The sequence below is a fragment of the Paenibacillus sp. VTT E-133291 genome (assembly GCF_002264395.1).
Lineage (GTDB): Bacteria > Bacillota > Bacilli > Paenibacillales > Paenibacillaceae > Paenibacillus_AQ > Paenibacillus_AQ nitricinens.
In genome coordinates this window covers 1-25,934 of sequence record NZ_NFVA01000056.1, presented here as the reverse complement: position 1 = coordinate 25,934, position 25,934 = coordinate 1, and the positions used below count along the sequence as shown (strand labels likewise).

General features: G+C 43.6%; 23 protein-coding genes. 10 read left to right on the top strand and 13 right to left on the bottom strand.

Annotated elements, in window-relative coordinates; translation table 11 throughout:
- Positions 1–189: 189 nt before the first annotated feature.
- Positions 190–765, bottom strand: coding sequence for a TetR/AcrR family transcriptional regulator (locus CA598_RS20470; protein WP_094871433.1), 576 nt, complete (start codon positions 763–765; stop codon positions 190–192).
- Positions 766–1,033: 268 nt separating this feature from the next.
- Between CA598_RS20470 and CA598_RS20465 the strand changes: the two genes are divergently transcribed.
- Positions 1,034–2,221, top strand: coding sequence for an MGDG synthase family glycosyltransferase (locus tag CA598_RS20465; RefSeq protein WP_094871432.1), 1,188 nt, complete (start codon positions 1,034–1,036; stop codon positions 2,219–2,221).
- Positions 2,222–2,456: 235 nt separating this feature from the next.
- On the opposite strand, the gene CA598_RS20460 is transcribed toward CA598_RS20465, so the two are convergent.
- From CA598_RS20460 to thpR, 3 genes are all read right to left on the bottom strand, one after another.
- Entirely contained in the window at positions 2,457–3,140 is a 684-nt protein-coding gene (locus CA598_RS20460) for a metal-dependent hydrolase (RefSeq protein WP_094877692.1), read from the bottom strand.
- A gap of 74 nt (positions 3,141–3,214) precedes the next feature.
- The gene (locus CA598_RS20455; RefSeq protein WP_094871430.1) at positions 3,215–4,105 is read right to left on the bottom strand and encodes a cell wall hydrolase; all 891 of its coding nucleotides are present in this window, start codon (positions 4,103–4,105) and stop codon (positions 3,215–3,217) included.
- A gap of 77 nt (positions 4,106–4,182) precedes the next feature.
- On the bottom strand, positions 4,183–4,785 hold the full coding sequence (gene thpR / locus CA598_RS20450) for an RNA 2',3'-cyclic phosphodiesterase (protein ID WP_094871429.1): 603 nt from the start codon (positions 4,783–4,785) through the stop codon (positions 4,183–4,185).
- Between the two features lie 88 nt (positions 4,786–4,873).
- On the opposite strand from thpR, the gene CA598_RS20445 reads away from it, so the two are divergent.
- Complete coding sequence (locus CA598_RS20445; protein ID WP_094877691.1) at positions 4,874–5,830, top strand: D-2-hydroxyacid dehydrogenase; 957 nt, start codon at positions 4,874–4,876, stop codon at positions 5,828–5,830.
- A 78-nt stretch (positions 5,831–5,908) separates the two neighbouring features.
- Complete coding sequence (locus CA598_RS20440) at positions 5,909–6,175, top strand: GrpB family protein (RefSeq protein WP_094877690.1); 267 nt, start codon at positions 5,909–5,911, stop codon at positions 6,173–6,175.
- 96 nt (positions 6,176–6,271) lie between these two features.
- On the opposite strand, the gene CA598_RS20435 is transcribed toward CA598_RS20440, so the two are convergent.
- Together CA598_RS20435 and CA598_RS20430 are read right to left on the bottom strand one after the other, a co-directional pair.
- Positions 6,272–11,068, bottom strand: a complete 4,797-nt coding sequence (locus tag CA598_RS20435) for a glycosyl hydrolase (protein WP_094877689.1) — start codon at positions 11,066–11,068, stop codon at positions 6,272–6,274.
- A gap of 317 nt (positions 11,069–11,385) precedes the next feature.
- Positions 11,386–12,795: a deoxyguanosinetriphosphate triphosphohydrolase family protein gene (locus CA598_RS20430; RefSeq protein WP_094877688.1), complete on the bottom strand. Its 1,410-nt coding sequence runs from the start codon at positions 12,793–12,795 to the stop codon at positions 11,386–11,388.
- A 190-nt stretch (positions 12,796–12,985) separates the two neighbouring features.
- On the opposite strand from CA598_RS20430, the gene CA598_RS20425 reads away from it, so the two are divergent.
- The 4 genes from CA598_RS20425 to CA598_RS20410 all read left to right on the top strand — a co-directional run bounded on the left by CA598_RS20425 (position 12,986) and on the right by CA598_RS20410 (position 15,800).
- Entirely contained in the window at positions 12,986–13,294 is a 309-nt protein-coding gene (locus CA598_RS20425) for a hypothetical protein (RefSeq protein ID WP_256989878.1), read from the top strand.
- A gap of 42 nt (positions 13,295–13,336) precedes the next feature.
- Positions 13,337–13,960, top strand: a complete 624-nt coding sequence (locus CA598_RS20420) for a class F sortase (RefSeq protein ID WP_094871425.1) — start codon at positions 13,337–13,339, stop codon at positions 13,958–13,960.
- A gap of 52 nt (positions 13,961–14,012) precedes the next feature.
- Positions 14,013–14,762: a polysaccharide deacetylase family protein gene (locus tag CA598_RS20415; protein ID WP_094871424.1), complete on the top strand. Its 750-nt coding sequence runs from the start codon at positions 14,013–14,015 to the stop codon at positions 14,760–14,762.
- Positions 14,763–14,828: 66 nt separating this feature from the next.
- A complete protein-coding gene (locus CA598_RS20410; protein WP_094877687.1) occupies positions 14,829–15,800 on the top strand; it encodes a substrate-binding domain-containing protein in 972 nt (323 codons plus the stop codon).
- Positions 15,801–16,228: 428 nt separating this feature from the next.
- Here the strand turns inward: CA598_RS20410 and modB are convergent, their stop codons facing one another.
- The 5 genes from modB to CA598_RS20385 form a co-directional block, all read right to left on the bottom strand.
- A complete protein-coding gene (gene modB, locus CA598_RS20405) occupies positions 16,229–16,891 on the bottom strand; it encodes a molybdate ABC transporter permease subunit (protein WP_094877686.1) in 663 nt (220 codons plus the stop codon).
- Positions 16,892–16,925: 34 nt separating this feature from the next.
- On the bottom strand, positions 16,926–17,714 hold the full coding sequence (modA, locus tag CA598_RS20400; RefSeq protein ID WP_094877685.1) for a molybdate ABC transporter substrate-binding protein: 789 nt from the start codon (positions 17,712–17,714) through the stop codon (positions 16,926–16,928).
- Positions 17,715–17,951: 237 nt separating this feature from the next.
- On the bottom strand, positions 17,952–18,923 hold the full coding sequence (locus CA598_RS20395) for a helix-turn-helix transcriptional regulator (protein WP_094877684.1): 972 nt from the start codon (positions 18,921–18,923) through the stop codon (positions 17,952–17,954).
- Positions 18,924–19,122: 199 nt separating this feature from the next.
- Complete coding sequence (locus CA598_RS20390) at positions 19,123–19,809, bottom strand: hypothetical protein (RefSeq protein WP_094877683.1); 687 nt, start codon at positions 19,807–19,809, stop codon at positions 19,123–19,125.
- Between the two features lie 191 nt (positions 19,810–20,000).
- The gene (locus tag CA598_RS20385; RefSeq protein WP_094877682.1) at positions 20,001–20,687 is read right to left on the bottom strand and encodes a M50 family metallopeptidase; all 687 of its coding nucleotides are present in this window, start codon (positions 20,685–20,687) and stop codon (positions 20,001–20,003) included.
- A 226-nt stretch (positions 20,688–20,913) separates the two neighbouring features.
- Here CA598_RS20385 and CA598_RS20380 point away from each other — a divergent pair, with 226 nt between their 5' ends.
- Both CA598_RS20380 and CA598_RS20375 read left to right on the top strand, forming a co-directional pair.
- Positions 20,914–21,381: a DUF3450 domain-containing protein gene (locus tag CA598_RS20380; RefSeq protein WP_094871417.1), complete on the top strand. Its 468-nt coding sequence runs from the start codon at positions 20,914–20,916 to the stop codon at positions 21,379–21,381.
- 49 nt (positions 21,382–21,430) lie between these two features.
- Positions 21,431–22,135: an AIM24 family protein gene (locus CA598_RS20375; RefSeq protein ID WP_042185200.1), complete on the top strand. Its 705-nt coding sequence runs from the start codon at positions 21,431–21,433 to the stop codon at positions 22,133–22,135.
- A 78-nt stretch (positions 22,136–22,213) separates the two neighbouring features.
- On the opposite strand, the gene CA598_RS20370 is transcribed toward CA598_RS20375, so the two are convergent.
- Together CA598_RS20370 and CA598_RS20365 are read right to left on the bottom strand one after the other, a co-directional pair.
- On the bottom strand, positions 22,214–22,669 hold the full coding sequence (locus CA598_RS20370; RefSeq protein WP_042185198.1) for a Dps family protein: 456 nt from the start codon (positions 22,667–22,669) through the stop codon (positions 22,214–22,216).
- Between the two features lie 184 nt (positions 22,670–22,853).
- Positions 22,854–24,332: a potassium/proton antiporter gene (locus CA598_RS20365; RefSeq protein ID WP_094877681.1), complete on the bottom strand. Its 1,479-nt coding sequence runs from the start codon at positions 24,330–24,332 to the stop codon at positions 22,854–22,856.
- A 194-nt stretch (positions 24,333–24,526) separates the two neighbouring features.
- On the opposite strand from CA598_RS20365, the gene CA598_RS20360 reads away from it, so the two are divergent.
- Positions 24,527–25,594, top strand: coding sequence for a GNAT family N-acetyltransferase (locus CA598_RS20360; protein WP_094877680.1), 1,068 nt, complete (start codon positions 24,527–24,529; stop codon positions 25,592–25,594).
- Positions 25,595–25,934 lie beyond the last annotated feature (340 nt).

Genomic DNA, 25,934 nt, shown 5'->3' with positions numbered 1-25,934 from the left:
TGAGCTTATGCTCTCTTTAAAATGCTTTGTTTGCGAAATATTACGTAACACTAGGTGACCACTTTCCCCATTCGGTCAATTCAGGGGATAAAAAAAACGCCTCTCGGCTCTTCTTCAATGCCTATAACAGCTTGGAAATTGTTAAGGGAAAGCGAATCTGATCACGCCATCCCTACCCTGAATCAACGCTTACTGTGCCAATCCTTCGGCGAGAAACAAATGAAAGTACATCTTGATCTGTTCCTTGTCCAAGGGAGTATGTGTTTTATTCAGTTCAGCAGTCAATACAATATATAGCCTGAACATGACTACAGATACGATTTTAGGATCGCAAGGTTTGATTTCTCCCTTTTGGAGCGCTTGTTGCACCTCCCGTTCTAAATATTCTAAAACTAAGTTCTCGATCTTCTCGAGCCCTTCTCCTGCCTGCGGCGTTCCGAATTCGCGACTCTCCTGGGAAAGCTTGATGAATAGCTCCTGCTCACTTCGAAATTCCAGCAGGGCATCCAGCACACGATGCAGGTTATCAAAGAAAGGTCTGTCTCGCCTGATCTCGCGATCAGCAATCATCTTCATTTCTACCATCATATCGCGCAGGATCTCATCAAACAATTGCTCTTTGTTTGTAAAAAAGGTGTAGATGGTTCCTTTCCCAACATTTGCGATCTTAGCAACCTGATCCATGGTAGTCGCCTTATAGCCGAATAATGAAAAAGATTTTGCTGCGGCCTGAAGCACCTGCTGTCTTCGATCCACCACTGCCACCTGTGCTCACTTCCTTTCTCCAGAAAATATCATTACCGCTGACTATCTGACCACTTTACTAATCCGGTCAATTGGTCATTCATTACTTTAACATGAAGCCTTGCAGTTTGCAATACTTTAGAAAATCTTTTATTTTTTTATTTATTGCAGGGTTTTAACTTTCTATTTACGTCTTATTTGTATAATGTGATTAGAGAACAGTTTTCCCTCATCTATATTAAGAAGAAATTCCGCATTTCTATTGAAAAGGAAAGTAGCAGGTGAACTTATGCGAAAGAAAAGAGTACTGCTGTTTTCGGAAGGCTTCGGTACGGGCCACACAGGAGCAGCCTATGCTCTGGCCGAAGGAATAAAGCTGCTGAATCCGGATGTCCAGTGCCGAGTCATCGAGCTAGGTAAATTTCTTAACCCGATGGTCGCCCCATGGATTCTTTCCGCTTACCGAAAAACAGTTAGCAGCCAGCCTAAGCTGGTCGGCATGATGTATAAGACACAATATCATAAATCATTGAACCCGTTGACTAAGATGGCACTTCACCGGATTTTTTATACACATGCCTCTCAAGTGATCGAACAGCTAAAACCTGATTTGATTATTTGCACACATCCCATTCCGGCTGCTGTCATTTCCAGACTAAAACGTCGTGGATTGGAGGTTCCGCTGTATACGTTAATTACAGATTATGATGCACATGGTAGCTGGGTAAATTCCGAGGTCAATCGATATCTCGTCTCTACCCCACGCGTCAAATCAATTCTAACAGGCCGAGGGATTGCTCCTGAGCTTGTAACGGTCACCGGCATTCCTGTGCATCCGAAGTTCTGGGAACGATCCAACAAGACGCTGCTCCGTAAGGAACTAGGTCTAGCCGATATCCCTACTGTTCTTATAATGGGTGGAGGCTGGGGACTGATGTTCGGCAAAGAGATTATGAATTCACTCACAGCCAGAATGGATAACATCCAGCTCATCTTCTGTATGGGCAGTAACGAGAAGCTTATAGCCAAAATGAAGTCCAATCCAAGACTTAATCATCCTAACGTCAGGATTCTTGGATACACCAGTGAAATCAATAAACTGATGGATGCTTCCGACCTTCTAATCACAAAGCCTGGCGGTATGACCTGTACCGAAGGTCAGGCTAAGGGAATTCCAATGCTCTTCTATAAAGCTATTCCAGGTCAGGAAGAGAAAAACTGCCAATATTTCGTAGAGCTTGGACTAGCAGAGGTACTTGACTGTGAGGTAGTAAACAAATGGTTCTCTATGATGCTCCGTGAGTATTCTGTTCTCGAAGAGCAGCGTAAACGCCGTCTTGCCCCTGATAAACATCAACCGCAAAGTTGCGCGACTACCGTTCTGCAGATGTTAGGCAACCCCGCAGACAAAACAGCTGATATTAGAGGAGCAAGATCTCAAGCCCGAGGCGAAGAGGCTGTGTGCATTACACCATAAAACATCCCCACGAAGCGGAGCTTTTCTTCAAATATAAGAATGTAACTTTTACGCTATACATTATCTTTATATTTCTACGAGAAACGGTTATCGTCTTTAATAGACGACAATCTCGTTTCTTCTTGGATGCGTAATCAGGTACTTTGTGAGGCCCCAATTATATGTAAAGAAAAGTAGATAGCCGGGAAAATCCCCGGCTATCTACTTTTTTGTGTAAACATGTGATCGGGATTTATTAAATCTCTATACTTTCACCAGCTTTAAGCGGGAACCCCTCTATCCCCTCTTGTCGCAGACGAGTACAGAAATCCATAGCATCTTGGGCAATATCCGGAAATGTATTGTAATGAAGTGGGATGACCTTGTCCACTTGAAGCCAGCGCGCAGCAAGGAGCGCATCATCCGGTCCCATGGTCAGCATATCGCCAATTGGCAGAGCCGCCAAATCAATCGCAGTTCTTTCACCAATCAGACGCAGATCGCTGAATAGTGCGGTATCACCTGCATGAAATAACGTCTTACCCTCTATCGTCAATAAAATACCTGCGGGCTGTCCAGCATAAATCCAAACGTCGCCTTCCTGAATCGATGAGGAATGAAACGCCTGAGTATATTTAACAGTAATGGCATCATAAATATGACAGCCACCTATATTCATATGTTTAACCTTGGCACCCTTCATCCGGCAATATTCTGCAAGCTCAAAAACAGCAAAGATCGGACAATCATTTTGTTTGGCAATTTGCACAGCATCACCTAAATGATCCGAGTGACCGTGAGTCAGCAGGACAGCATCTACAGTAATGTCATCAGGTGAAATACCGGAGTTCGGATTCCCTGACAAAAAAGGGTCAATAATAACTTTCGCTTGCTCTGTTTCTACCAGCAGTGCTGAGTGTCCGTAATAAGTGATCTTCATGACAATTCTTCCACCTCCAGGGTTATATAGTCTAGTTTACCCTATAAATAGCTGAGGTTCACAGAATAGGTCAATTATTTATAAAACGTATGATTACCAATGGTCTTCACATACTCCTGCGAATGATGTACGGTAAGATCCTGCGCAAGCTTAAGTGATAGAAAAAAATAAGTATTATCAGGAACTTCCTTCACGCCAGAGAGCGCTGCGTTCACCGCTTTAATACTATCATCATTAGGTTTGACACGTTTAAGACGCCCGTTAGCTACAGGACTGAATTGATGCTTTTGATAAATGACCTTATATATCGTGTCGGGGAAATTGGCTGACCGCAGCCTATTCAGAACAACGTTGGCAACTGCCACCTTGCCCTGGTACGGTTCACCTTCCGCCTCTGCCATTACAATCTTTTGTAGCAGAAGCAGTTCTTCTTCGGATACTGCGTAGCGCCGGGTTGCTTTACTTTGCTGCTCCTGGCTTAATAGCTCGGTCCGAGAGAAGTATAATGTTGTGAGGGGATTTTTCTGAGATGCCGAGACTGTCTTAACTACAGTCTGAGCGCTCTTTTTCGCTGTCGCTTTCTGCGCAGCTGAATTAGATTGTGCTACATCAGCCTTTACCCGAACTATGGAAGCCTGCGATGTATTTTGTGGCTTTATTTTATTCTTACTAAGCCATTCTACACTCTGCTCTGGTTTCCAAGTGGAACTGAACAGATTAACTGTGTTGTAAAGCTTATTCGTTTGTGAAACTTTTGTAGTGCCCCTCGTCTTACTAGATTTTGATTCTTCTTGCAAATAATTAATTACCGATGCTCGGCTGGTGGATTGCAGCTTATCCATCTGCACACTATCTATTTTCCCCTCGGCAACCTGATTAGGCTGCATTAAGCTTATGGCAGAGAAACACACTAGTATAACGCCAACAAGCAACGCGATACAGCGGTTTTGTTTAAAGATTAACATGATATTCCTCCTATTTCACGGCACATTCCTATTGTATGTAACCGAAAACGGAAGCTTTGAAAACTTAAATACCGAATTTAAAATGTAATATTTTCAATCATTTCATACATAGGAATGGCATACATTCTGGTAGCATACAACACAAAACTATCAATCGTCCAGTCTCTATGAAAGATTTTCGATCTTTTTTCATCATCCAATTTCAGTAAGTTTTCCAGCAATTTATCATCAAATGAAATTTTTCCAAGGTACTTTCGAGCCACTGTGAGATGTGGTTTGTACTCCCTGGATTCGGCCGAAAAACCTAAAGGAAGTGTCGCAGCGTGTACTCTCGCAGCCAGTAAATTCAGCTCTTCTAATTCGCCGGAAACCCCTACCCATAAAACTTTTGGAGCCTTCGGCAGACCAAATGTATTCCATTTATCTAAGGATAGTTTGAAGGGGCGGCATTGCTCTGACATCTGCTTCAATGATCTGATTAAATCCGGGATTTTCGTCTTTGGGGTATCTCCTAAAAATTGCAGGGTAATATGATAATCCTCTGGATGAGTCCATTTTGCAAAATGAAACTTATGTGATAGGTTAGAGCACTCTTCCGCCACAACTTGTTGAAGTTCTGAAGGTAATTTCACAGCAATAAATAATCGTTCTGAATCTTTATCCGACACGTTAGCATCCATATCAATTTCACCTTCTCCTATAGATTTGGTATCCTTATCCTATAACATTATCCATTTTCATCAAACCTTATAGCAGGAGGAATACATCATGACTAAGTCCATAGTATGTTTACAACCACTTACAGCCGAACAACAAGAAAGGATTAAAGCAGCAGCCCCCGGTTATACATTCACACAAGGTGACGGCAAAAATCCGGATTTACAGCTGCTAGCTGATGCTGAAATCGTAATCGGCTGGGCTAAAGGCATCGCCGATACGCTTCTTCGTCCAGATTCGCCCCTTCGCTGGGTCCAATCCTGGTCAGCTGGAATTGAGAAACTCCCGTTAGAGCGTTTTAAGGAACGTGGAATCCTATTGACTAGTGGGAGCGGAGTGCATGCCGAGCCTATTTCTGCGGTGATTTTTGGTTTCATGCTTCTCTTCACACGTAATTTGCACACAGCCGTTCAAAATCAGATGAACCGTTACTGGAATTCTGACGGAAGTGAGAGTGAATTGTTCGGAAAAACAGCCGTTATTGTTGGAACTGGAGCCATCGGCAGCGAAACTGCCAGAATAGCTAAAGCATTCCGGATGAAGACGATCGGAGTAAGTCGCTCAGGCAAACCACTCGCTGATTTTGATCAAGTATATACCACTGACCATCTGCCAGAAGCTGTGAGCCAAGGCGACTTCATCATCAATATACTCCCTATCACCGATGAAACTAAGCAATTATTTAACACTCCAGTCTTTTCTGCCTTTAAACAAGGTTCCTATTACATTAACGTTGGACGCGGAGCGACTACTGATACTGAGGCTCTAATCCATGCACTGAATCGCGGTCAGCTTCGTGGTGCGGGATTGGATGTTTTCGAAACCGAACCCCTCCCGCAGGATCATCCGCTTTGGACTATGGAGCAGGTAGTCATCACTCCTCATTCTGCTGGCATAACCGATCAATACGCTAATCGAATCGTAAATATTTTTACCGAAAATATAAATTCCTATTTATCTACTGGCACTCCATCCCTAAATCTCGTTGATTACGCCCGCCAATATTAAATTTAGCATTTGATTATTAAGAACACTTGTTCTATAATAAAAAAATCCAGGAATCAAACATAAAGAGAGGTTAGCGAAATGGATGTTACTGTCACACAATACAATGAGGAATGGAATCTTATTTTCCAAGAAGAATCTCGTAAGATTAAAGAGATCTTCGCTGATGCACTTATTGATATTCACCATATTGGCAGCACTTCTGTTCCTGGGCTAAATGCTAAACCAATCATTGATATGATGCCTGTTGAACGAAATATCCGAAGGACATTGAAGCCTATGGATGGGAAAGAAGCATTTGTCACTGAACTAGAAAGAGCAGCGCTTGAATGGTATTCAAATCATTAACTATAAACTGATCATACAAAATAGTCCCTGCATGTCCATTAGACAATCCTAATGGACATGCAGGGACCCTTATTTCACACCTGGATCGCAGCGCTCTTAATTAGAAGCTATGATTTCGTCAATATAAGCTGTAGCGGTTCCACCCGTAGAAGGTGTAACAAACTGAATGCCAATGGCATCCACTTTTTTCAAATTATCAGGCGATAGATTGGAATTGTTGCTGAGATCAATCGTGAACTCCGTGAATCCATTCTGAGCAGCTATCTTCGCACCCGAATCGACCCATACTGCATAACCCCCTAATTGAAGAAACAGCTTGGCTTGGACATCAGGATGGTCAGAGAGTATTCTAACTTTAGCAGTAAGCTTGGAGAATAAGCTCAGATCAAGTGCAGCTACTTTTGTTGCTGCTATAAAAGGATCTTTATCTTCTCCATTCCATGCGAAATCAAGCTTCAAAGATTGATTACCTTCAGCATATACATCAGAAGATACTGTGGCTGTACCAGAATTAATAGACCAACCGTCGTTACCCGTCTCGAAGCCAAAATGAACATCCGGGACAGCTTTCTCCAGAGATACTTCCTTCAAGTAAAGCTTCGCAGTTCCTCCATCATTGGAAACATCCTCAATTTTAATCCCAATCGTCTTTACAGCAGCCAAATCTACGCCCAACCCTGCTGCTGCAGTCGGCAGTGAAATAGATAAGGTCGTATAGCCCTTAGAATCTATAGGCACAGGATCGCCGCTGTCGCTCCATTTCCAGTCCGCACCTGTCTTGATGAATAGACGCGCTTTAGCCGCACCACTCGAGAGCCTAACCTTAGCGCTGATCGTATCGAGCCCTGTAATATTCAGCTTCTCAGGATTAATAGCGAGTTCAAAGGATTCTTTGGAGCTGCCATTTGCATCATTGCCGGTATTAATCAAATCAAATTGTACACTTGCCGCTTCTTCATTGGCATCAAATGCTGGAGGTTGAGCGTTAGCGGACGAACCGCTTGTTGTAGCCCACCCTGTAATATCAGATGAGGTAGTGAAGGCGTATAACACGCCAGGCGCATGTCCCTGCGAACCTCCATTTTCTTCTCCCGACATATCCGGAAGTGTCCCGTCATAGACCGCTTGAATATCGTCAAAGTAGAGCGAACCTTCGTGGCTATGTCCGTCCATCGCATTCACATACAAATTGAAGCTCTGAACCTGCTTCAATCTTTCCTGTGTAAGCTCTCCGGCTTTTCCCCAGCTCATCTCCGTCAAATTCTTCAAACTTAATATTATTTTACCGTTCTTGTCTGGATTAATGACCGGATAAGCTTCGAAATATCCACCATCAATGACAAGCTGCACCACTAGCTTAAGCGGCTCACCTTTCTCAGCATAAGCGTTGTCTCCATCGGAAGCTACCCACATACTGAGTGCATTATAGTCGGACCAGTCCAGCGAACCCAGACTTTTACCTACTCCGGTATAACCTGCATTATTAATCGTATAGTGCAGTTTCATTCCGTAATCCCCGGATGCCTTATGCTCGGAGCTTAAAGATACGTTCACATCATCTCCGCCAGCCTTAGGATATTTGGCTACCAGCGCTTCATCACTTGAGCCATAAGATTCATAATTATCTACCAGTGCTTTGTCAGCAACAGGTGCAGTATACGTATTATAAAGACCGATATTATCTACATAGATCGGCAATTCACCTTCCACTTCCAAACCACTGCCAACCAGGGATATCGCTAGACCAGCGGCTTCGGCTGATTTAGCAGTATTATCCAGATCAACCGAAACATCAAATTTATAATATTGTGATCCACCCATGTTAACTTTCTCAAGATCGGACAAAGATTTATAGGATGAGTCCATGCCATACTTTGTATCCCAATCTGGCGGCAGCTGAATCACACTGCGTACCGCAGCATTGTTAGCCTCATTCTGAGCAGCCTCCGGAATTAACACGGAGAACTTCACACGTGTAACTTGAGACAGATCCACCCCATCCAGTGCATGATCATTCAATTGCAGCTTCAGTTCCTGCCAAGTATCCTCAGCAGACAGCCCTTCAGTAATGTTAATAACAAGCTTACCGTCAGCATCTAGTGACACATGCTGCAAGACCGTCTTGATCGTCTCTGCGTTATTGGCGAGCCCTGACCAAGTACCATTATTTTGAATTTGCTCCAGATCCTTATCTGTATCAAAAGTAAGTACCTTTATCGGCGCTTCGCTGATTTTTAAGAACACTGAATTAGTTTGCGTAAGTGTAGATTCTCCAGTTCCATATGCTTTTACTGTAATCTCTGCTGAACTGCCATTCAGACCAGCTTCTGGCTGCCAGGAAGCGCTATAGTAACCGTCCGCACCTAGCTTCATTTCCACCTCCACTCCAGAATCACCCACAGTATAAGTCACTTTGCTAGGCACTGCATTTAATACTTTGGCCCGAATGACGGTTACAGCATCTGTTATTGTACTGATATTATTCGGAGTTACGATGTGGAGGAAAGGTTTCTTTCCTGCCACTTCAACCTCGAGATTGTACTTATTATCTTCTTTCACATCGCTCGCAAAAGCCGTGAAATCATCTTTATAGAAATTCACAAAATCAGGAAGCAACTCATGATCTGCTTTGTTAGGAACATTCTTATAAGGAACATACAGATTGTTACCTTCACCAAAGTTCGCCCAAGTCAGCATATATGATATTTTTGCCGCATCAGGGTCCGCCTTGATCGCATTCAATACTTTAGTAAACCATTCCAGCTCATTATTGCCTGTTGTTTTCATACCAGCAGCACTATAACCATACTCAGATAGGGTAACAATCTTACCTTTGTCTTGAGCAAGCTGAGAAATCATTTTAAGGTCTTTAACAAGACCACTCAGGAAAGCCTCCGAACCGGCATTCTCCTTGTTGTCATACTGATCCATTCCAAGAATATCAACAAATGAATCACCCGGATAAGTCGTTAAATATTCACTTTCATTTCCATTAAAAGATCCGTTTGGTGAGAATACATAAAGGAAGTTATGAACGCCTTTAACATCACGTAGATATTCAACTGTATATCTGTACAGTTCCGCGTATTCACTCTTTGTCGTTGTAGCCGCACCCCACCAGAACCAACCTCCATTTTGTTCGTGGAAAGGACGGAACAGCACTGGAATCAGGTTTCCATCGTCATCCTTAAGATTGTTCGCAAAATCAGAGATGCGATCCAGATATTTATTAAACTCTCCATTCCTATCTCCGCCCGGCAAAATACGTGATACTACGGAGTGCGTTGCTCCTTTGGAATTGCCTGTATCATTAAAGCTTCCCCCCGTAACAAAATTGTACGGATGTGTACTTAGCGTTACAATACCCCCCAAATCATGAGCCTGCTTCATGGCAGCTGATAACCCCAACCTACTCGCTTCATAATCTCCGCTAACGCCAGGAGGATTCTCATATCCATCTAAACTAAGAGTGTCCCAACCAAAAACCCCGGGATAATCACCAGTGGAGCTGTATACGTCAGAAATAACATTTCCGTTCTTATCCTTTCCGGCAAAAGAGACGGTAGTATCATGCTGATGACCGAACATCACTTGTTTACCGCTCATGCTATCCAGATAAGCAAATAACGATTTGGTAGCAGCCGATGCATCTTCGTCAACGATTTGAACACCAGCTTCCGGTGTTGCCGTTGGAGCAGCTGTTGCTGTAGGTTCCGGAGTAGCCGTCGGTACTGGCGTTGCTGCAGGCTCTACACTAGTACCACCTGAGCCCCCAGGCGCCGGTGTGCTTGTTCCCTGTTCTACAAGAACTCCATCCCTCACAGTGTATGTTCCTGCTACTAAAGTCACTCCATTTAAGACTACAGAGGAAGCACTTACTACAAGTTTGCTAATGGTACCTTTTGTTGTAATCAACGTTCCCGTTGCACCGTTACCAATCACAAGCTGATCGATTGTAGAACCTGAGCCTACTTCTATAATAGAAGCACTATCAATAGACAGTTGAGTGATGATCGTACGGCCCTCTATAACGACCCGAACTTTTCCTTCAGGACGATTCACTTTTACAGCAGCCAATTCAGAATTTTTTAAATGAATCGAATGCTCACCACCACCAGATATAAGTACATTTCCTTGTACAGTTACATTCTCCAAGAAACCCTCACCATTACCAATACCGGAGGTAAGATAAAGGTTGCCTGATGCAGCTATATTCTTTAGTTCAACCCCACTCTGGTTAATGATAACATTCCCTTGGATATCTCCCCCAGTGAATGTACCGGCTGTGTTGTAGTAGCCGCTAACCAATCTGTCAACGATAGTGACTACCTCTGCCCTTGTAATTGGGTCGCTCGGACGAAATGTACCATCTGGATAACCGGATAGAATTCCACTCAATGCTAGGATAGCCCCTTTAGCGTAAGCGCTGATGGATGCTTGGTCTGTAAAGGTACTCGCTTTAGTGTCAGGCTCTAGTGAAAAAACAGAAGCAATTAATGTTGCAGCATCCTGACGAGTTACTTCAGTATCCGCTTTCGCTTTATTATCAGGAAAACCTTTGTAATAGCCAGCTTGCTTCGCTATAGATAAAGCGCTTGCATACCAGGCTTTAGCGGGTACGTCCGAGAATGACATTTCCGAAAGAGTGCTAAATCCAAATAGCTTATTAATAATACTTACAAGCTCAGCACGCGTTACTTTATGATCCGGCTTAAAAGAGCCGTCCGGATAACCTTGAATAACACCATTACCCTGCCACTTCTCTAAACTTTCTCCAGCCCAGTGGGCCTTCAGGTTTTCATTTGTTTTTCCGTTAGCTAGCGCAGGCACAGCCATTGTAACGAGCATTACTGCTGTAAGAAATAGAGCAAAGCTTTTTTTGAACCTCTTCATTTGTTTTACCCTCCCGTTTTGTAAAGGTTTTCATTATTACTCAAGTAGAAGATTCTCGACTCCTTTATCAACCTCCCCATTTATTCCCAATAACAATTTAGTTATTATATTAGCATCAATATATCATAGTAACAATAACTTATTTTAATAAATAGAAATCTTTTTAGAAAAAACACTGAATTTAAAGGTTTATAAGCATAAATATATTCGAATAAATAATAACAAAATACTAACAAGATATTCCCTGTTCTATAAAAACAAAAAAAGGCCAGTTCCAATGAAATGGAGGCTGGCCTTAACTTAATCTTCTCTTTTATCTAATCCAAGTCATAAATCGATCCGACTTTCAACCCGTATAGCTCATTGTATATTTTCTCCGCAAAGGCATCCGTCATCCCTGCGATATAATCAATCACCATATGTTCCCACGTCCAAATAGGATTTGCTTGTTTCTGATCCTTCTCGAAGCGTTGCAGCCAGTCCGATGGAATAATGGCTTTGGATGTCTGCGGATCAAGAAAAGCTCCCCATAGACGGCGCAGAATCCATTCACTACGTTTCTGAAGCCGCTGTACTCGTAAATCACGAATCATCGTGACCCAAGCGAAGCTTTTTAGCACACTTACGGTCCGCAGCATATCCTCATCTTCTTTTCCTTCCTTTATAAAGGTGACCTTCTTCCAGTCTCCATCAGGAATCACCCCAAGACTTGCGACAAAGGTGCTGACCCAATAAGCCTTAACTTCACGCCGAGTTCTGGAATAGTCGTTCTCACAGGTTGGCATCTTTTCGATCCATACTCGAAGAAATGAACTAAGCACCTCTTCTACCTTAGCACGAATCCCGTCCTCCTCCCAACCCTTCCAGAAGAAATCCTCTAACGTTGTAATTTTCTCTACGATCAGCCGCTGAATATAGGAATCATGCATGAAGTGTTCATGCACTTCAATCTTTCCAGCCTTAATTCCATCCTCCAAATCATGTGCAGAATAAGCGATATCGTCGCAAAGGTCCATTAGCTGAGCTTCCAACGTTTTCTTACCTGCTGGAATTCCCCACTCTTTGCGAATCTCCGAAATATATGCCCATTCGTGAAGGTACATCCCCTTCTTCAGTGAGGTACCAGGAAACGGATATTTATTAATTCCGAGAAGCACAGCATCCGACAGATTTAAGCCATCAATATTCTCCCGCTTCTCCAGAAACATAATCAGCCGATAATTATGAGCATTTCCTTCAAAGTGCTCATAGCGCTGCTTCATCTGCTCATGAATGAGCAGCCTATCTGGACCTGTTGCTCCAGATTGCAGGGCAGCCTCATTCGTCTTCTTTTCAATAAGCTGGTCCAGAATGTTATCCAGTACCTCTTCCCCTTTATGCCCAAATGGAGGATGACCAAAATCATGAGCAATAGCCGCGCATTCTACGACCTCCGGATCAATTACAAGTCCTGGGTTCTCCGCTTTACTTGTCTCTACCTCTGGATAAGATCTAAGCAGACTTTTCGCTGCCTCACGAGCAATCTGAGCGACTTCAAGTGAATGAGTTAGACGCGTCCGGTAATAATCACCCGTGCCAGCCCCGAACACTTGAGATTTGCCTTGCAGCCTACGAAAAGTAGGCGAATGGATCAAGCGAGAATAATCACGCTCATAAGCAGCTCTCGACGTTTCTAGGCGGGTAATTTCCGGATATTGCCGGTGTTCTCTTTTTTCAATAAGTGTCATATTCCCACCCCTAACCAATTGTCTATATATTGAATTTCATTATAAGGCATTTTCATAACAATTTTCACATCAAAATACAAAATGCTATACCAATCCCAAACTGCAATGGAAGCAATCCACCAATCTAAAAGCCACTGAAATGGAGATATTAATCTTCGTAGGGAAAAAACATCTAGGAGGAATCCACTAAATGATTATGAAGAAATTGTCCGTAGCTCTTTTATCCACTTGCTTAATGCTATCCGTTGCTTCTGCGGCTTCCGCTTCTGCTGCACCAGTCGAAACGAAACATGAGAAAAAAATGATGCATGCTGAGAAAATGAAAAAAGAAAAAGAACATAAAATGCATGAAAAGAAAATGCATATGAAGAGCCACTCCACTAAAGGAATTCATGCAAAGAGCATGAAGGCTAAAAGCATTAACACTAAGAGCATTCAGATGAAAGCAACAAAAATGCCAAAAACAGGCCATGGCGGTGCTAGCGAACAAACTGAATAGGGAGGATGAAAGAGGGGAAATCCCCTCTTTCTTTTCTTAAACATGAAAAAATGGATCTCTTCATTAATCTTAACCTTCATCACTCTAACTACTGTCAGTTGTACTGACTCACATTCGCAGGAAAGCAGACCAGAAACGAAGTCACTACAAATACAGCAGCAAGAAACGATAACGCCTACTAAAGCTATTCAAAAGATCGATATTAAACCATCATTACCCAAACCTATCCTGCCTACTCAGCTTAGCATTCCAGCTATTAAAGTAAGCGCCAAAATAGAGACCGTTACGTTGCTTCCAGATGGACAAATGGACGTCCCTAAGGACAGCAATATTGCAGGAATTCTGTATCCAGGAATATTGCCAGGCGCTAAGGGAAATGTGATTTTAGACGGGCATGTGGATAGTTATATAGGTCCAGCTATTTTTTTCAACCTCAAAAAGCTTAAGCACGGTGATGAAATTACGGTATCCAATGCGGACGGGCGAAAACTAACTTATAGTGTAGAGTCTGTAGAAATCTTCACCACTGCTGAAGCACCCTTGGAACGAATCTTCGGTAAGTCTACTGAAGCCAGAATGAATCTTATTACTTGTACAGGGAGATATAGCAGAAAGAAGAAAGAACATGAAAAAAGACTGATTGTCTTTACAAAACTGAAACTATGAATATTTTGACCCTCCAAAGGAGCATTCTAAAATAAAAAAAACAGGTGAATTCATGAAAACTAGCAGCAAAATTATGATGACTACCCTCTCTCTCTTGTTATGCTTCACGAACTCCGCGCTAGGTAGCCCGAGCAAGAACCGCGACTACTACGAAAAAAGAGGAGACATGATTTGGGAAGTACATACTAACCAAAAAGTGATTGCATTAACGTTTGATGACGGTCCCGACCCTTCTGAAACCGATCAAATATTAAAGGTATTGAGTCAATATCATGCGAAATGCACCTTCTTTGCCATAGGAAAAAGAATTGCAGCGTATCCAGATGTGGCGAAACGAGTCATTTCCGAAGGACATGAATTAGCTAACCATACCTACAATCACGTTTATTTTAGAAAACCTATTAATAAAGCCCAGTTTGAGCGGGAGCTTAATTTAACCGAAGAAGAAATCATCAAGGTTTCTGGAAAGCATAGCGCTTTGTTCAGACCCCCGGGTGGCATGTATGACGAGACACTAGTTGATACTTCAAATAATATGGGCCTAAAGCCAATTTTATGGTCCTGGCATCAAGATACTCGTGACTGGAATCGCCCTGGCGTGCAGAGTATCGCGAACAAGGTTATTCGAAATGCACATAATGGTGATATCGTCCTGTTTCATGATCATGTGCATGGACAATCTCAAACCAGAGAAGCGCTTAAAATTATTTTGCCGGAATTAGAAAAGCAAGGTTTTCGATTTGTCACCGTTTCAGAATTAATCAAATTATCCAATACACAGCAAGCTGGTAAACCACAGTAGCCTAATTGCACAGGACTTCAAAATAAGGTAGTCTTGTCCTATTATGAAGTTCTGGAGGCTTTTGTCATGTCTGATAACACATCCTATACGACTGAGGAAATTGCCCGTTTACTGAAGATCTCGAAATTAAAAGTATATGATCTGATTAAAAAAGGGGAGCTTCCCTCCTACCGTGTAGGAAAACAGATGCGTGTGGATCAATCCGATTTAGAAGCCTACAAACAGAATGCTCGAAATGGAATGACCCTATCGACATCGCCGCTCACTTTTGCTGGAGCAAATCTAACACAAGCTGCCACACATTCTGGCCAATTTAATAGTAAAGCTACAGGACACAGCCTTGTGATTACAGGTCAGGATATGTCACTCGATATTCTAGCGACCTATTTGGAGCGTTGTTTGCCCACTGAGCGCCCTCTTCGTTCTTACGCTGGCAGTCTAGATAGTCTGATTGCCATGTATCAGGGCGAATCGGACATCGTCAGTACGCATCTGCTCGACGGGGATACTGGAGAATATAACCTTCCCTATATCCGTAAAATACTTGTGGGGTTCTCTTATGTTGTAGTCCGTCTGTTGACCCGAAGTGCAGGATTGTATGTTCAAAAGGGGAATCCTAGAGGTCTCCATGAATGGTCTCATTTACAACAGGATGGACTTAAACTGATTAATAGAGAACGAGGCGCTGGTGCACGTGTGTTATTGGATGAACAACTCCGATTGCACGGCATTCCTGCTGCAAGCCTATCTGGATATGAGCAGGAGGAGAATAGCCATTTAGCGGTCGCGGGTAAAGTCGCAAGAGGCGAAGCTGATGTGGCCATCGGTACCGAAAAAGCTGCTAAGATTGTCGATGGCATTGATTTCATTCCCTTGATTCAGGAGTCTTACGATCTAGTGATGCTTAAGAAACCGGAGCATGAGCAATGGATCGCCACCGTGATTGATATTTTACGCTCGCCAGCCTTTCAAAGTGAGCTTGGGTCCATTCACGGATATGATCTCACGCAATCCGGGATGATTATTTATGAGACCTGATGAGTCGCTGACTTACTTAACTGTATAGCGAGCAATCGAAATCTGCGTTGGTGCAGTGCGTCGAGCAGTGCGTCGAGCAGTGCGGAGCATGCGGCGGAGGAACATTTAGTTGTATTTCGTACAACTACAATCCTGCTAATAACTCGCAAAATAGATATAACTGTATTTAGTACACCTATTTCACTTGATTTCTCCCCTATACGGGATTTTTCTAGTTTTTAGTTGTATAGAATACAGTTAAAATCTAAATAATCCCTTTTCCATCCGAAATAAGTGTACAGAATGCAATTATCTCAAAGGTTCTTCAAGATTTGTGCTATAGATCTGCACTGACGAGCTTCTGCTGAAGATTCATACTAAAAATAGCGATTTACAAAAAACACCAGCCAACGTTTCTCCATTCCTCGGAGAATCACTGGCTGGTGTTTTTAAGTACGCCGGTTCACAAACATCAACATTACAGCAGACATAACAATAATAGAGCACACCCACATCCAAGCAAGAGTCATATTGCCGCCATCTACCGCAACATAGATCGCTGTAGGCACTGTCTGCGTGCGGCCAGGAATATTCCCGGCAACCATGATCGTAGCGCCGAACTCTCCTAAACCACGAGCAAAGCCGAGAACGTACCCTGCAGCGAGTGAACGGCCTGCAAGGGGCAATGTGACATAACGAAGTACTTGCAACTCGCTTGCTCCCTGCGCACGCGCCGCATCCTCAAGATCCGGTTCCACGCCTTCAAAGCCCGCCTTCACTGTGCGATAAACGAGAGGAAAAGCGACGACAACCGCGGCGATAACCGCAGCCCCCCATGTGAAAAGGATCGTATGCTCCGTCATCTGTTCATACCATCTGCCAATCCAGCTGCGGCGACCTAAGACGACCAACAGCACAAATCCGACAACTGTCGGCGGCAACACAAGTGGAAGCAGCATTACAGTATCGACCAAGCTATAACCAGGGAATTTACGACCCGCCATAGCCTTGGCTGCAGCCGTTGCCAGAATAAACACAATGATGCTGGTAAGTACTGATATTTTTACGGAAAGCCATACCGGGGCGAAGAAATCAGTCCAGTTTATTTCCATCCTTAACCACCCCGCTTCTACTTATGATCTCTTATTAAGGAAGCAAGAAGCCATAGCTTGCAAAAATATCACTAGCTTCCTTACTCTGAAGATAACTGTACAGTTCCTTGGCTTCCTTCTGATTCTTCGAATCCTTCACGATACCCGCCGGATAATTAATGGCTTTGTGGACATGCGGGCCAACAGTAAGGGCGATCTTCGTCTTTTTTGAAGTCAACGCATCTGTCTTATATACAAAGCCTGCATCGACATTCCCCGTTTCGACGTAGGACAGAACCTGACGTACATCCTTCGCAAATACAAGTTTGTTTTGCAGCGTATCCCATACCTTCTTCGCAGTTAACGATTGCTGAGCATATTGGCCAGCGGGCACAGATTCAGGCTGCCCTACCGCTACCTTCTTAAAGGATTTATCCGTAAGTTGAGTGATCGTATTTAATGAAGCTTTTGAATTCGAAGGTACGACAAGAACCAACTGATTCTTAAGCAGAACCTTATGGTCAGAGATCAGTCCAGCATCCACTAAAGCATTCATCTGTTTATCCCCTGCAGAGAAGAACAGATCAGCCGGAGCACCTTGCTCAATCTGCTTCTGTAATGTGCCAGATGCAGCATAATTAAAGACTAAATCAATATCGGGATGTTTCTTCTCATAGAGAAGCGCCATTTTATCTAAGCTATCTTGCAAGCTGGCTGCAGCGGATACTATAATTTCTGTCTTCTTGGCGGCTGCCTCTACCTCCACCACTGCGCCCGCAGATAAATTCACAACCAAAAAAATTGCTAATATACCAAAGATTCTGATTGACCATTTCTTAAACATTTCCATTCCTCCCATTTTCACATATATATGTAGATGCTATTCTAGCATACGTTTTTTCGATTTTCTATAGATTGAGTTGTGTTTAGATATGTTTAGTTATATATTGTTATAATTAGATAGTTAGAAATGAGTACATCTTCGACTTACTCGCAAAAAAAGGATGCCTCCGGCAACCATTTAAATGGTTGCACAAGCACCCCATCTTTCGAATTGAACGAAGGTCAAATGAGCGTGTCACTACTTATAGTGCGAGCTCCATTTTTCCAACTGCTGCCTGATTACTTCACGATAATAGTACGGTTCAATGATTTCCGCTTCCTCTTCGAATCTCTTAATCCAGCGGACAAATCCTATATCTTGTTCCACTGCAACTTTAAAGTGAAAACATCTAGATTGACGATCCACTTTACTTGGCTTAAAAGGTAATTCGTCCTTCTTAATTCCTTCCATTACCCGTTCCGAGAATTTCACTTTAAATTCTACCTGTAAACTATCCCTATCTAGTGACCATTTCTGCTTCATAAAGGCTTGAACATCAAACGCTTCCTTCGAAAAAAAACGATTTAATGGCTTCACATTAGAAAAATCGTTGATATGATATGTACGAATAACACCCTGACGATGACAAAATCCAATGAGATGAAAACGACTTTCCAGCGGGACCAGACAATAAGGATCAATGGTGATCCCTTTCTCTTCTAATGCATTCTCACTATAATTCGCTTGAATACTCTTTTGTTTTAATAAAGCCTCCAGGATCGGAGTAAGAAATGAGTGTTGTTCCATATGTGAACTGTTTCTTGTTCTTTCTGCCCACCCCACCCCTACTTCTCTTCTTGCACGTTCTATTGATTCTTCTCTCTCTGCCTTACGTTTATATTCAGCTGCGACTATTTTTTCATACGCGCTTTCAAAATCTATGGGTAATGCTGGTTTTATATCTTCCATAATATAGCGTAATTGCGAAAATGCGTTTGCTTCTTCTTCCGACCAATCCAAGGGATAGAGTGCAAAATTTCCAATAAAAGCATAACCTTTTCCATGCCCCAGGTGGGTTATGGGAATATGCATGGCACTAAGCGCGTCCATATCCCGGTAAATCGTTCTCTCGCTGTTGCCGCAGCGTTCCGCCAATTCACGGGCTAATATCCCTGGCTTGGCTTGAACAAGTGTAATAATGCGCATCAGTCGGATTAATCGGTCTGTCATATTCAGTTCCCCTTGATTTATGGTTAAATAGACCCATTATTTTATGAAAAAAAGTAAAATTGTGATAGAACTTTTTTACTATGTTACCACATTTTATATTACAATTCTTCTTATAATTTTCCGCCGAATCCGCTGAAAAATCCAATTTATGTATAGGTCTTTTTTCGCTTATATGCATCCTCGTGCAGTGAGTCCTATATTAAATTCCACCAACGGCTTTACTTCGTTGCTGATGCTCGAACCCGATCTGTTTATATAACATTTCAGCCTCTTTAAGCAGCAAAGGATCTCCAGAGCGTACTGCGAGTAGCAAAATCTTATCCGCATGCCGATTGAGCATTTCGTGAGCTTCACTATGCTGGCCTTTACTTCGTAGTGCCTCTGCTTCTTCAACCGTTTCAGCCGTCTTCAACAATTCCAGATGCTTCTCAACATAAAAGCAGCAAGTATCGCTCAGAATGCGCGTATGATGCGCGTACTCCAGTTCAAGTACCTTCACGGGAAGTTCACGAACGCGCTCTACGGTTGGTTTTTTATACTTCCACTGTAGGGATAATGCTTCATACTTACCTGCTACAGAACTAGAAGTAGTGAACTCCAATCCTATGAATTTGCGTTGTCCTGTTTTTATTTTTCCTAGTTTAAGCAAGAGAGAATTTCCTTCCCCTACCTCCATTTCACATCCATAACAGCGCTTAAAAGTTACATGTGGCTCAAGCCAAACTCGTAGTTCAATATCACGTGCAACCACTTTGTGGCTGCTTGGTCGGCTATTTTCTGAAGGCAAATTTCCTTTCCATTCGACAAGTAAAACTACATCACGATTTCCACCTGCAAAAATACGATCTTGACCCCACGTAAATATAGGAGTAATACTTTCCATCATATTTTCCACCTCTTTCTTATTTTGGGTCTTCTATTAATGTACCAATAATGGCGGACAACTCCATGTCATGGAATGTATGTTCGGTTCTATATTATCGACAAAAAAAGAGCCATTCTACATACTAAGTAGACTGACTCTCGCAAAAACAGCCCCTTTTGTCTGTTTATGACGAAAATTTTATATTTTTAACTTTAACGACTCTGAAGTTTAGGCTGCACTCGCTCCCGCTTAAAAAATAGTCCCAGCGCCCATTTGGCGCAAAGCAGAGAAAATATAAAAAATAGGATGGCCCAAAATATGGCCGGCACCGATGTCATCCTTGCCAGGTTACTGGCATCTCCCGCACGAGATGGGGATACAACGGCCGCATATACGAGAAATAAACTTCCCATTACAGACTCTTCCAAGGTCAAAAAAGCTAATAACAAATAATAATATTTGCTGGCCTTTTTCCACACCACCAGCATTAAAATATTCAGCGTAATAAACCCGCCTAACCACATCATTCCGAAGCTTCCCCGCACGTACATTACCAGCATAATCAATGCTACTGTAGTAGCTAAAATAAGTCCCCAATCATGCCGTCCTTTACTGTAGAGATAGAAGAGCAGCAATGCAAATAAAGAAGCCAGCACATACCCGGATAACGACACTAGTATCGCTCTGCCTCCATCTTGAATGGCTGTATAGGTGACCCCACTATGATTTGCATATAGCTCAATCCGTAGCACACTGCCAGACAGCAGTAGAGTCACCAGCGCATGACCAAATTCATGAATCATCGTGTCCAAATTCCGAAACAAAGATGAGAATGGAATCAACCTCGTCAAAAAAGCAGATCCGACCAAAAATAACATTGTCTTAAGCCATTTATTCATTCCGTAGCAGCCCCTTTCCGTCCAAAGTATACGATAAATAGTCCCTCTTCTCAATCATGTAGAGCACAGCCTTGTTGTTCTTCACAAGGATGTGTAACCTCACTTCAAGCAGGCAAATATTACTGATCCAAGAAGCCCTATTCACGTTTAGCGTACGCTGTCAGAAGCTGTCAAGCTGTGTTAAAATAAAAGAAATACAAGCCTAAATTGGGTGGTGATTATATAGATGAAACAACGTAAATACCGTAAATATCTACAGCTGTTATGTTCGCTCCTGCTTCTGCTGACCCTTTCCATATCTCTTCCGGCCCCAGTAGCAAAAGCCAATATATTCAGTGATATCTATAATGGATTCAAAAGCTTCTCTGAGCTTCCGAATGAAGTCAATGAATTGAAAGAAGGATTTCAGCAGACAGCTGAAGAGCTACAACAGGCGAAAGATAAGCTTACGAATACCATGCAGGAAATGGAGGCCTACCGGACACAGAACGAAGCCCTGCAGGAGCAGAATCGCCAACTAACGCAAATGGTGGATGAGTTGCAAAATGACCGGACGGCACGCGAAGAATATTATCATAAAATCAAAGTGACTATTTTTACGGGGATTGGTCTAATTCTGGGGTATTTTATACTCATCCGTATTGTTCGTTTCAGCATGCTTCACCGTTCTAGAAAAGGAGACCGCCTGCGCTAAGCTTGAACATTCAGTAAAGATCACGTCTACAGCATGAGGGAGATGAAATATGAACATCGATGTCCAAGATGAAAGCGACAGCGGGAGCGGACAAGCCGTAGCCTTCACCCTTGGGGAGAAGGAAGAGGTTCATGTGCTGCACCCACAGCAAATTATCGCTTATCAAGGACCTGCCACTGGACGGGCGGACAGATTTATGGATGTAAAGGGCATCTATCGCAAGCGAAAATTGATTCGTTCGGATATGTCTGGTCCTTGCCATTTTGTCGCAGCCCTTCCACCAGGTTATCGGGTAAAGATTCTGCAGCTTGATGGAAAGAGCGATTTATTGTACGACTTTAAACATCTCTTCTTCTACAGCAAGGGAGTTACGATGGATACACGAGTGCTAAGTATGAAGAATGTGCTCGTTACACGTGATATTGTGAAAGTGAAATTTACGGGTAACGGCATCATTGGCATATTGACCGAAGGTACGGTATGTGAAGCTGAGCTTCATCCTTACAACCCGCTCTATGTGGATGCAGGCAGCATTATTGCCTATCCTGAGAATGCGAAGCTGGAGCTTACCGTTTACGGCAACCATTTAGCTAGCCAGCATATGAGCTATCACTGGAAGATGACGGGCCATGGCCCTGTGTTGTTTCAGGCCGGACGCCAGAATCGCCGATTTGAAAGAGATAATAACGATGATGGAATTATTAAACGATTTCTGCGCGAAGCCGTGCCATTTGGTGGAGTATTTATTAAATAGAATGCTTCAAAAAAAGAGCGCCATGCGTTAACCATACGCAGGCGCTCTTTGTGTATTCTATCCTATAAGGATGTTGTCTTAGCCGATAAAGGCATTCAGCATCCAAGCATGTTTCTCAATGCTGCTTCTGATGCCAATCAGCAGATCCGCAGTTGGTTGATCGCTCAATTCTTCAGCAGTAGCAATTGCATCTTGCAGTTCTTTAGCAACAGTCTTAAAATCTCTCACGAGCTCAAGTACCATACCTTTAGCATCTTCACCGCCACGAGCTTCTTGTAAGTCGGACAATTCAAGATATTGCTTCATTGTGGAGGCTGGTTGTCCACCAATAGAAAGCAAACGCTCAGCTAAATCATCTGCATAACCCGCAGCTTCATTGTATAGCTCTTCAAACTTCTCATGCAATGTGAAGAATTGAGATCCGCTAACATACCAGTGATAGTGATGAAGCTTTACTCCGAGCAGGAACCAGTTCGCAGTTTGGCGGTTCAAAGCAGCTTGCAGTTCAGTATGGTTCTTTAATTGTGTTGTCATTAATAAAACCTCCTATGGTTCATTTATTATAATTGTATTTAGACTCATTCTAAATCTATATACAATTTAACACACTCTTTCGTATTTTGCAACTATTCTGGAGATTATATGTTGTGCCGATTCTAGCACAGCTTATGGTGTGAAGCCTATTATGTGTGTCACACTTTGGTAAAAAGTCTCTTCTCTAGATTAGAGAAACATCCTCCTCCGCGGTCTTTCCTTTCCTGCTGCGGAAGAAAGCCCTCATCTCATCTCGCTTACTCTTTGGACTTAGGACGTACACAGTATCCCCAGGCTCAATAACAGTACTGCCATGCGGAGTGACAATCTTTTTATTGCGGATAATGGCCGTAAATAAGATATCATCCGGCAGACCTATTTCTGAAATCTTCTGTCCAGCAATCGGCATATAAGGATTAATTCCAATATGGTTAAACTCCGAGTCTGTCTTGCCAAGAGCCACCAGCTCCATCAGGGAAGGCTGATCTGAATCTTCTTGCCCCACAAGCTTCAATCGGGATGCTAACGGGGATATACTAGTTCCCTGAATCACCGCCGAGGTCAGTACGACAAAGAAAACAACATTAAAGAATAGTCGTCCATGAGGCAGGTCAGCCAGCAGCGGATAAGTCGCTAACACAATCGGAACGGCTCCACGAAGTCCTGCCCAAGAAATCAAAGTCTTCTCGCGGAACGTAAATTTGGAAAAGTGCAGGCTTATAAATACACCGATTGGTCTAGCTACAACCATCAGAATAACGGACAACAAGATACCATGCCATGCCACTTCCGCCAGCTCCTGTGGAAATACTAACAAACCCAGCAGTATGAACATAAATATTTGCATCATCCAAGCAAAGCCATGACTAAAATTCATAATGGTACGGTGATACATGAGCTCGGAATTTCCAAGCGTAAGGCCCATAACATAAACAGCCAGCAGCCCGCTGCTATGTACCCATGCAGATAAACCATAGGTCAGTACAGCAAAGCCAATCGCCATTACTGGATAAAGACCTGTGGAATCCAGGTTAATTCGATTGATACAGAAAACTGCGATCTTCCCCAGCACAAAACCCAGTACTAAGCCAATGCCCATCTCCCATATAAAAGACAACAGAAGCCCCCATATCGCCATATCCGGATGCTGTATCCATTCGATTAGCGAGACTGTCAAGAACACCGCCATTGGATCGTTGCTTCCTGATTCTGCTTCTAACGTCGAGGTTAGACGTTTATCAATGTTCTTACCGCCGAGTACCGAGAAGACTGCAGCCGCATCTGTCGATCCAACGATCGCTCCAAACAGAAAGCTTTCCGGCCATGACACATCAAGGATTAGCTTAGCAAATACCCCTACAATGACCGTCGTCATGATTACGCCTACCGTTGATAAGGATAATGCTGGCCGAATAACAGGTTTAATATCCTTAATATTCGTCTGCATGCCACCTTCGAATAATATGACAACCAATGCGAAGATCCCGGCCATTTGCGTTAAGGAAGCATTGTTAAAAAAAACAAATTGGCTTAGCACCATCCCCGCAGCAAGAAACAGCACTAAAGCTGGCATTCCAAATTTAGTGGAGAACTTGGTGGAAAATACGCCTACAAGCAGGAGTGCTGCCAGTAATAATATAATATTATCTGCAAGTTGGGACACCGATTATTCACTTCCCTTTCTCTTCTAGCTTTAAAATATAAGAAGCTTCCTTATTTATGTACTTTATTACCCTTTTCGATATCCTTTTGAGACATTGAATAATATAAACAAGATTGGAGATTTCATTCCCCGGGCCTTATACTTTATGTAAATGCTTTCTCCCCATCGTCTGTACATATAGGAGGTTGAATGTTATGCAATTGAGATTAATTAAACCTGCGGAGCTAGACCAAGCGGCTCGGCTCGCAGATTCTGTCTTTCGTGAACCGGGTGCCACTTCAATGAAAGAGCTGTTTCCACTTATTTTCCGCCCTGGACTCAGTCATTCCTACGCGGCGATTGCCGATGACGGAACGGTTGCTGCTTTTATGGGACTCGTACCCTCTACGATCAAAACTGGAGATACTTTCCTGAATGTATTCTCCATAGGTGCTGTCTGCACCGATCCCGCTTTTCGTGGCCAAGGGCTGGCGGGCCAACTTCTGCAGCTATGCCAGAGTCACGCTGCCGAGGCCGAGGCATCGCTGATTTTTGTCTCGGGTGATCGTTCGTTATACACCCGAGCAGGGTGCGTACCGTTCGGAGGTACGCAATTTGCCGAGCTGAACGCAAGCTCGGCTCAGGCACTTGCAGCCGCAGCAGGCGAAGAATGGACGCTGCGGCCAATGCAGCCGGGCGACTTCTTCGCCGTCTACCGGCTGCTCAATGAACGCGAAGCCGGACATGTGTACAGTCCGGGTGAGCTGGCGCTGCTGCTGGGGACCGGGGCTTACGCGGGTGTGATGGGCTTAGCCCAGCGCACACTCGTAGCCGTTCGGGACGGCAGCATCGAGGGGTTCGCCGCGGTGGCTGTGCCCGCGGCGGCAGAGGTGCCAGCGCCGAACACGGCGACGGCGGTGGAATGGGCCGGCCAGCCGAGCGCGGTAGCGGCATTGCTGGCCAAGGCGGGCTTGTGCGGCGGCGTTGGCGCGCTGCAAGTGCCTGTGCCGTGGCAGGAGCGCGGCTTGCTCGCGCTCTTGCGGGACGCCGGCGCCTCTTTAAGCGCCGGCGCGAACAGCGGAACGGTCTGCATCGCAGACCGGGAAGCGCTTTTGCGGCAGACCGAAGGCTGCCGCAAGGGCCACGACTTGTCGTCCGTGCAGGACGACAAGGAGCTGATCTCGCTGCTCTTTGATCCAGCGAGCCCGCTTCACAGCTCTGATTCCTCGGGGGAATCAGAGGCAATTCCCTTGCCGTATATGTCTGGTCTACGTTTCATTTGACGGATTTAAACAATAAAACGGAAACCGTCCTTTTAGGGACGGTTTCCGTTTCTGCAAGAAAGAGAAGGATAATTAATGCCGTGGAACATATACATTCTGATCTACAAGCAAAATCACCCTCGCAGGTGAATAAGCCTCTGTTAACTTAACATTGGAGTGTACGAGGCAATCATTGTTGTACCTTTTGTAAAATTTCATATCCCAAACTCCCCCACCTTCTGCACTCAGTCTAAGAAATTGTGATGGGGCGTTGGGGAGGGAGTTTTATGGGGAAAAACTCCCTCTATTTAGGATGATTTCCTCACAATTGCCCAGTTATGCGGAATTTCTCCCTATAATA

Bases quoted from the DNA above. Each gene is read 5' to 3' on its own strand.
- CA598_RS20465 (WP_094871432.1), top strand. From the start codon at position 1,034: ATGCGAAAGAAAAGAGTACTGCTGTTTTCGGAAGGCTTCGGTACGGGC.
- CA598_RS20460 (WP_094877692.1), bottom strand. From the start codon at position 3,140: ATGAAGATCACTTATTACGGACACTCAGCACTGCTGGTAGAAACAGAG.
- CA598_RS20455 (WP_094871430.1), bottom strand. From the start codon at position 4,105: ATGTTAATCTTTAAACAAAACCGCTGTATCGCGTTGCTTGTTGGCGTT.
- thpR (WP_094871429.1), bottom strand. From the start codon at position 4,785: ATGGATGCTAACGTGTCGGATAAAGATTCAGAACGATTATTTATTGCT.
- CA598_RS20445 (WP_094877691.1), top strand. From the start codon at position 4,874: ATGACTAAGTCCATAGTATGTTTACAACCACTTACAGCCGAACAACAA.
- CA598_RS20440 (WP_094877690.1), top strand. From the start codon at position 5,909: ATGGATGTTACTGTCACACAATACAATGAGGAATGGAATCTTATTTTC.
- CA598_RS20435 (WP_094877689.1), bottom strand. From the start codon at position 11,068: ATGAAGAGGTTCAAAAAAAGCTTTGCTCTATTTCTTACAGCAGTAATG.
- CA598_RS20430 (WP_094877688.1), bottom strand. From the start codon at position 12,795: ATGACACTTATTGAAAAAAGAGAACACCGGCAATATCCGGAAATTACC.
- CA598_RS20425 (WP_256989878.1), top strand. From the start codon at position 12,986: ATGATTATGAAGAAATTGTCCGTAGCTCTTTTATCCACTTGCTTAATG.
- CA598_RS20420 (WP_094871425.1), top strand. From the start codon at position 13,337: ATGAAAAAATGGATCTCTTCATTAATCTTAACCTTCATCACTCTAACT.
- CA598_RS20415 (WP_094871424.1), top strand. From the start codon at position 14,013: ATGAAAACTAGCAGCAAAATTATGATGACTACCCTCTCTCTCTTGTTA.
- CA598_RS20410 (WP_094877687.1), top strand. From the start codon at position 14,829: ATGTCTGATAACACATCCTATACGACTGAGGAAATTGCCCGTTTACTG.
- modB (WP_094877686.1), bottom strand. From the start codon at position 16,891: ATGGAAATAAACTGGACTGATTTCTTCGCCCCGGTATGGCTTTCCGTA.
- modA (WP_094877685.1), bottom strand. From the start codon at position 17,714: ATGTTTAAGAAATGGTCAATCAGAATCTTTGGTATATTAGCAATTTTT.
- CA598_RS20395 (WP_094877684.1), bottom strand. From the start codon at position 18,923: ATGACAGACCGATTAATCCGACTGATGCGCATTATTACACTTGTTCAA.
- CA598_RS20390 (WP_094877683.1), bottom strand. From the start codon at position 19,809: ATGATGGAAAGTATTACTCCTATATTTACGTGGGGTCAAGATCGTATT.
- CA598_RS20385 (WP_094877682.1), bottom strand. From the start codon at position 20,687: ATGAATAAATGGCTTAAGACAATGTTATTTTTGGTCGGATCTGCTTTT.
- CA598_RS20380 (WP_094871417.1), top strand. From the start codon at position 20,914: ATGAAACAACGTAAATACCGTAAATATCTACAGCTGTTATGTTCGCTC.
- CA598_RS20375 (WP_042185200.1), top strand. From the start codon at position 21,431: ATGAACATCGATGTCCAAGATGAAAGCGACAGCGGGAGCGGACAAGCC.
- CA598_RS20370 (WP_042185198.1), bottom strand. From the start codon at position 22,669: ATGACAACACAATTAAAGAACCATACTGAACTGCAAGCTGCTTTGAAC.
- CA598_RS20360 (WP_094877680.1), top strand. From the start codon at position 24,527: ATGCAATTGAGATTAATTAAACCTGCGGAGCTAGACCAAGCGGCTCGG.